The following is a 5,476-nucleotide window of genomic DNA, read 5'->3' as shown; positions in this document are numbered from 1 at the left end:
CGTCCCAGCAACTCCAATCGCAAACGTACCAAACACGTCTTGCCGTAGCGAACTGGCATGGGCTTTCGTACGAGAATCGGAACCAACTCCAACTCGTCGCCGTTCTAATCGTCATCGGCGGAGGACGTATCGAGGCCGTATTCCTTCACGCGAGCGCGCCAGAACTCCTCGTAGGCTTCGTTGTCAGGGTCGTCGCGGACGGTGCTCTGACCGGTATCGACGCGGTCGAGTTTCAAATCGACCTCTTCCAACAGTCGTTCGCCCACGTCGTCGCTGATGACGCCCGAGCGCATGGCGTCCATGACGGCGCTCTTTTCCTGTTTGAGGACGCGGCGCTCGCCGACGAGGAGTTCCTCCCGGCGGAGTTCGGGGTTCTCGTGGAGCAGGCGAGAGATGGTCGTGTTCAGGTCGTCCTTCTCGGCCTCGTACTCGCCGCGGAAGTCGTCGTACACGTCGCCCGGAAGGTCACCGCGGTTGTGGAGGCGGTCGGCGGCTTCGAGCGCGGAATCGACCGCACGCGCGCGCCCGAGGAGGAGTTCGTACAACTCCTCGGTCTCGGTTCGGGTGACGATGTTCAGGTGGTCGAGGAGGTTGCTCATGGTCAACCCTTGGACGATGAGGCTGAACGCAGCGACGCCGAACACCATCGAACGGAGTTCCCCGATGTACGGGAACTCCGACGGAAGGCCCAGTACGAGCGCGATGGGAATCGAGGCGTGCAGGCCGCCCCACACCATCACGTGCTGATAGGAGAACGGAATATCGCTCCGAGTGAATCGGTTGACCGCCTCGGTGAAGGGGTAGACGGTGATGGCGCGCACGACCAGCGTGAGGACGATGGCGATGACGATGAGTTGCCAGTTATCGACCATCTGGTGGATGGGCGTCTTCGCGCCGATGAGGACGAAGATGAGCGTGTTGACGAGGAACGCGGCGGTGTCCCACGTGTTGAACACGGAAATTTTCGTCTGTGGACTCATCGCGTACTCCGCGCCGCGGTTGCCGATGAGGAGTCCGGCGGTGACGGTCGCGATGACGCCGCTGACGTGGAAGTAGTGTTCCGCGAGTAGGAAGCTCCCGTAGGCGAGGATGAGCGTGAGGACAATTTCGGTCATGTGCTCGTCCAGGTTGACCATGACGCGGTAGATGAGGTAGCCAGCGGCGAGGCCGACGACCAAGCCGCCGATACTGGCGAAGACGATTTCGATGGCGGTGTTGCCGATGACCTTCGGGGTGATGAGTTTCGAGAGTTCGATGTCGTTCTCCACCGACCGTTTCACGAGCACGAAGAGCGCGGAGAAGACGACGACGCCAACGCCGTCGTTGAGTAAGCTCTCGCCCTCGACCAGTACCGATAGCCGCTCGGGCGCGCCGAGTTCCTCGAACAGCGCCAAGACGGACACCGGGTCGGTCGGGAGGATCATCGCGGCGAACAGCGTGGCGAGCAACAGCGGATAGCCGAAGGCGTAGTGGCCCATCACCCCGAGGATGAGAATCGAGACGATGAGGCCGGGAACCGCGAGCGTCAACACTAACCCGAGGTTCTCGCGGAAGCTATCGAGGTCGGTGGTCGCCGCGCCCTCGAACAGGAGCGGCGGCAACAGCACGAGCAGGATGAGGTCGTGTGTAAGCGTGATGTCGATGTTGATACCAAGTATCGAAACGGCGAGCCCGGCGAGGAGGAGGGCGATAGTGTAGGGAAATCGTCCGACTTTGGCAACGAAAACACCCACGCTCGCCGCGATGATGAAAACGGCGAGGAGGTTGATGAGTCCGGCGGTGATTCCAGTCGGCTCGACCATGACCGACGATTTGTCGTAGCGAGGGATAAACCGCGTGGTGTCATCCGATGTAAAATTCGCAGACAGCTCCGTCGCCGTAGTTCGATACCAGTCGCTACCGAACCACGGTGGAAATTTCACAGCGTCGTCACTCTTCGGTTGTGAGAACGAGAGGAGGGGACCAATCGAATGGGGATTACTGGTATTCCGTGATCGTCACGGTGTAGCTGCCCGACCCGCTGTAGGAGTCCACGTCGATCTGCATGTCGGTGGACGTGTCGGGGCTGTCGATGGTGATCGTTTCCTGGCTGCCCGTGCTGGTGGACGAGTAGTCGTAGCTGCTCGGACTCGCCGCGCTCGACGTTCCCGTGTTGACGTAGAGGTCGAAGTCGGCGTCGCTCGGTCCGTCGAGCTCCACGACGACTTGGCTCGGACTGCTGTAGTTCCACGACCACGTGTAGTCGGCGTAGTCGGAGTAGCCGGAGAGCGAACCGCTGGCGGATCCGCTCGTGGAATCGCTGCCACCACCGCCACCGCCGCCGCTTCCGCTGCCGGGGTCGGTAGTAACGGCGTTGTAGGCATCGACACGGCCGCTGCCCTGTTTATCCGAGGACAGGCCCACATCGACGGCCGTGTTCTTGAGGTGGCTTCGAAGTTCCGAGTTGGTGAGGTCCCACTGTGCGAGCGTCAGTCCGGCGACGCCGGAGACGACGGGGGTTGCCATCGAGGTACCCGAGAGTTTCTCGTAGGAACCGCGTGTCTCGGTCGTCGTCGAGAGAACGTCCACACCGGGGGCACAGAGTTCGACCTTGCTACCGTACTGCGAGAAGGAAGCGAGGTCCCCGTTCGAGTCGATAGCGGAGACAGCGAGACATTCGCTGTATCCTGCCGGGTACGAGACACTGCCGGAGCCGTCGTTACCCGCTGCACACGCGATGAAGACGCCGTTGTTGGAGGCGTAGGTAACCGCGTTCTTCATCGTGCTCGTGTAGCCACCGCCACCGAGGGACATGTTGATGACGTCGGCACCCTGGTCCGCGGCCCAGCGGATGGCGTCCGCGATGTCGGACGTGGAACCGCTGCCGCCCTCGTCGAGCGCACGGCCGTTGATGAGCGAGGAGTTACCCTGTCCTGCGACACCGGTACCGTTGTCGATGGCACCGGCGGCGATGCCGGAAACGTGGGTCGCGTGGTATTCGTCCTGCGGCGCGTCCGGGTACGGGTCGCTGTCGTCGTCGGCGAAGTCCTTTCCGGGGTCCGATTTGTAGTTCGCCTGCAGGTCCGGGTGGTCGTACTGTGCACCCGTGTCCACGACGGCGATGGTGACGTCGTGACTGCCGAGGGTGGTGTCCCACGCGTCGTCGGAGTTGACCATCTGCGGCGCGTACTGCTGGCTGAATTTGGGGTCGTCCGGCGTGAGGTACGTCGAGTGCGTCGTGTTCTGCTCCGCGTATTTGATTCCTTCGCGCTTCTCGATTGCGTCGATGAAGCTCTGTCGAGCCGAGTCGGGCATCGCGCTTGGGAGCTTCACTGCGACGTAGCGCAGGTGTTCGTTCTTGTGAACGACGGTGATGTCCATCGGGGATTTTGCGGTGACTGCCTGTTCGATGTCACCGTGACCGGCCGAAACGCCGACCAGAATCTCGTCCTCTTTCGGTCCGGGCTCACGACCGGGCGTTGCCATCGTAACGCCACTCATGGCCGCCGCCGCACCGGCTGCACCTGTTACTTTGAGGAATGTACGTCTATCGAATCGCGATATGTTGTCGTCTGCCATACGGCAAGTTAACAAAGACAGCATATGTATTTAAATTTTGTCTATTCGAACTACTGAAATCTTATCTTATGAACGAATAAATAAAGACTAGAGCTAAGAGTATTAATTAATTCTGTGCTGAACAAGTTTACTGATGTTAAATCAATCACTCTGGTAATAGGTCGGGGGAAGAACGAACCGCCACCGCTATGTCCCGCTATCGTCTACCTCGGACCATGAGCGGCGGCTTGCGGTCTCTCCACGAGGGAGACGGCGATGAACACGAACGAACTGTTGCACTCTTCGTCGACGGACCGAACGTCCTTCGGGACGACTTCGACGTCGATCTAGACGACGTTCGAGCGGCGGGACGGCAACTCGGACAACTCGCAACGTCGCGTCTGTACCTCGACGAACACGCGACACCGGGGTTGATTCAGGCGGCGGAAGCACGCGGTTTCGAGGTCGTCATCACGAGCGGCGACGTGGACGTGAAACTCGCCATCGACGCGACCGAACTCGCGCTCGATGACCAAGTGGACGTCCTCGCGATCGCCTCCCGGGATACGGATTTCAAACCCGTCCTCGAAAAGGCGGCCCGAAACGGGATTCGGACGGTCGCCATCGCGCCCGGCGAGTACGGCCGGTCGGACGCGCTCCAAAACGCGGCCCACGAGGCGTTCGTCCTCGAAGACGAGTAAATCGAAAAACCACGGGCGTTTTTTCGCTGGAACCCAACGAACACGTATGAACGACCTTGGGACGCCGGTACTCGACGATCACCTCCATCTGGACCCCGACCACGGCCGGGGCGTCGAAGCGGTCAAGGATTTCGCACGGAGCGGCGGCACACACCTACTCGTCGTCAACAAGCCGTCCTGGCTGCTCGGCGTCGAAGCCGAAACAGGTGCGGACTTTCGAACCGTCTTCGACACGACGGTCGAGGTGGTAGAACGGGCGAACGAAATCCTACCGGGGAGGGCGTGGCCTGTCCTCGGCGTGCATCCGGGACTCGTCTCGAAACTGGTGGACGACCGTGAATTCACGCCCACGAACGCGCGTGACCTGATGCAATCGGGACTCGAAGTCGCCGCGGAGTACGTCGCGGACGGGCGGGCAGTCGCCCTGAAATCCGGACGACCACACTACGACGTGACCGACGAGGTGTGGGACGCCTCGAACGCCGTCCTTCGACGCGCGCTGGAACTGGGCGCGGAGACCGGAAGCGCGGTTCAACTGCACACCGAAGCGACGGACGATCTGACCGAAGTGGCCGAGTGGGCGGAGGCGGCCGGTCTGCCACCGGAGCGTGTGGTCAAACATTACGCGGGCGGCGAACTGGCGGGTGTGACGCCGAGCGTGATGAGCGACAAGGACCGCCTCGAACTCGCCGTCGAGCGCGGCGAACCGTTCCTGATGGAGACGGACTTCATCGACGACCCCGACCGTCCCGGTGCGGTAATGGGGCCGAAGACGGTCCCCAGAAGAGTGTCGTGGATGCAGGAACAGGGGTACGACGAGGCGATTCGAACGGCCCACGTCTCGACTCCCGAACTCGTGTACGGACTCGATACCGAGGCGACACTCTCGAAGTGAGCCGTCGCTTGGGAGTCGGCTTGACTTGCCAACCGATCACACGGTCATCGTGCAGGATTTTTGATCAGTTTACGGCTATCCTAACGTCGATGGACGACGAAACATCCGCGCGTCCCGGTGTAGCATGAGTTTTTCGGCCGTTTTGGGCGGTCTCACCCTGTTGAGGCAGCCTCGGAGGATTTATGAATCGTGCTACGCACGAAAGAGGTATGAGCGCTCCTCCAGAGGAGTTCTACTCCGAAGAACGCTGGCAGAACTGGTTGGACAGAATCAAGGACGAAGAAATCGACCCGGAGGACGAGGATTCCGCACGGCTCCTGCTTAACCTGCAGGACGACGTGGC

The 5,476-nt window shown here is 61.1% G+C and carries 5 protein-coding genes; 3 read left to right on the top strand and 2 right to left on the bottom strand.

Annotated features, from left to right (window positions below; all coding sequences use genetic code 11):
• Positions 1–104: 104 nt before the first annotated feature.
• Positions 105–1,802 carry a Na+/H+ antiporter gene (locus WBV42_RS10405; protein ID WP_423985966.1) on the bottom strand — a complete coding sequence of 566 codons (1,698 nt, stop codon included), beginning with the start codon at positions 1,800–1,802 and terminating at the stop codon, positions 105–107.
• Positions 1,803–1,977: 175 nt separating this feature from the next.
• A complete protein-coding gene (locus WBV42_RS10400; RefSeq protein WP_423985965.1) occupies positions 1,978–3,558 on the bottom strand; it encodes a S8 family peptidase in 1,581 nt (526 codons plus the stop codon).
• A 215-nt stretch (positions 3,559–3,773) separates the two neighbouring features.
• Between WBV42_RS10400 and WBV42_RS10395 the strand changes: the two genes are divergently transcribed.
• The 3 genes from WBV42_RS10395 to WBV42_RS10385 all read left to right on the top strand — a co-directional run.
• Positions 3,774–4,238, top strand: coding sequence for an NYN domain-containing protein (locus WBV42_RS10395; protein WP_253227134.1), 465 nt, complete (start codon positions 3,774–3,776; stop codon positions 4,236–4,238).
• A 46-nt stretch (positions 4,239–4,284) separates the two neighbouring features.
• Positions 4,285–5,133 (top strand): TatD family hydrolase, encoded by an 849-nt coding sequence (locus tag WBV42_RS10390; protein ID WP_423985964.1) that lies wholly within the window; start codon positions 4,285–4,287, stop codon positions 5,131–5,133.
• A 209-nt stretch (positions 5,134–5,342) separates the two neighbouring features.
• Positions 5,343–5,476, top strand: a 134-nt coding sequence (locus tag WBV42_RS10385) for a DUF2150 family protein (protein WP_423985967.1), incomplete at its 3' end; no start/stop codon positions are given.

The sequence above is a fragment of the Haladaptatus sp. genome, from assembly GCF_049589095.1.
Classification (GTDB): domain Archaea; phylum Halobacteriota; class Halobacteria; order Halobacteriales; family Haladaptataceae; genus Haladaptatus.
This window is presented reverse-complemented; position numbering and strand designations above follow the sequence as displayed.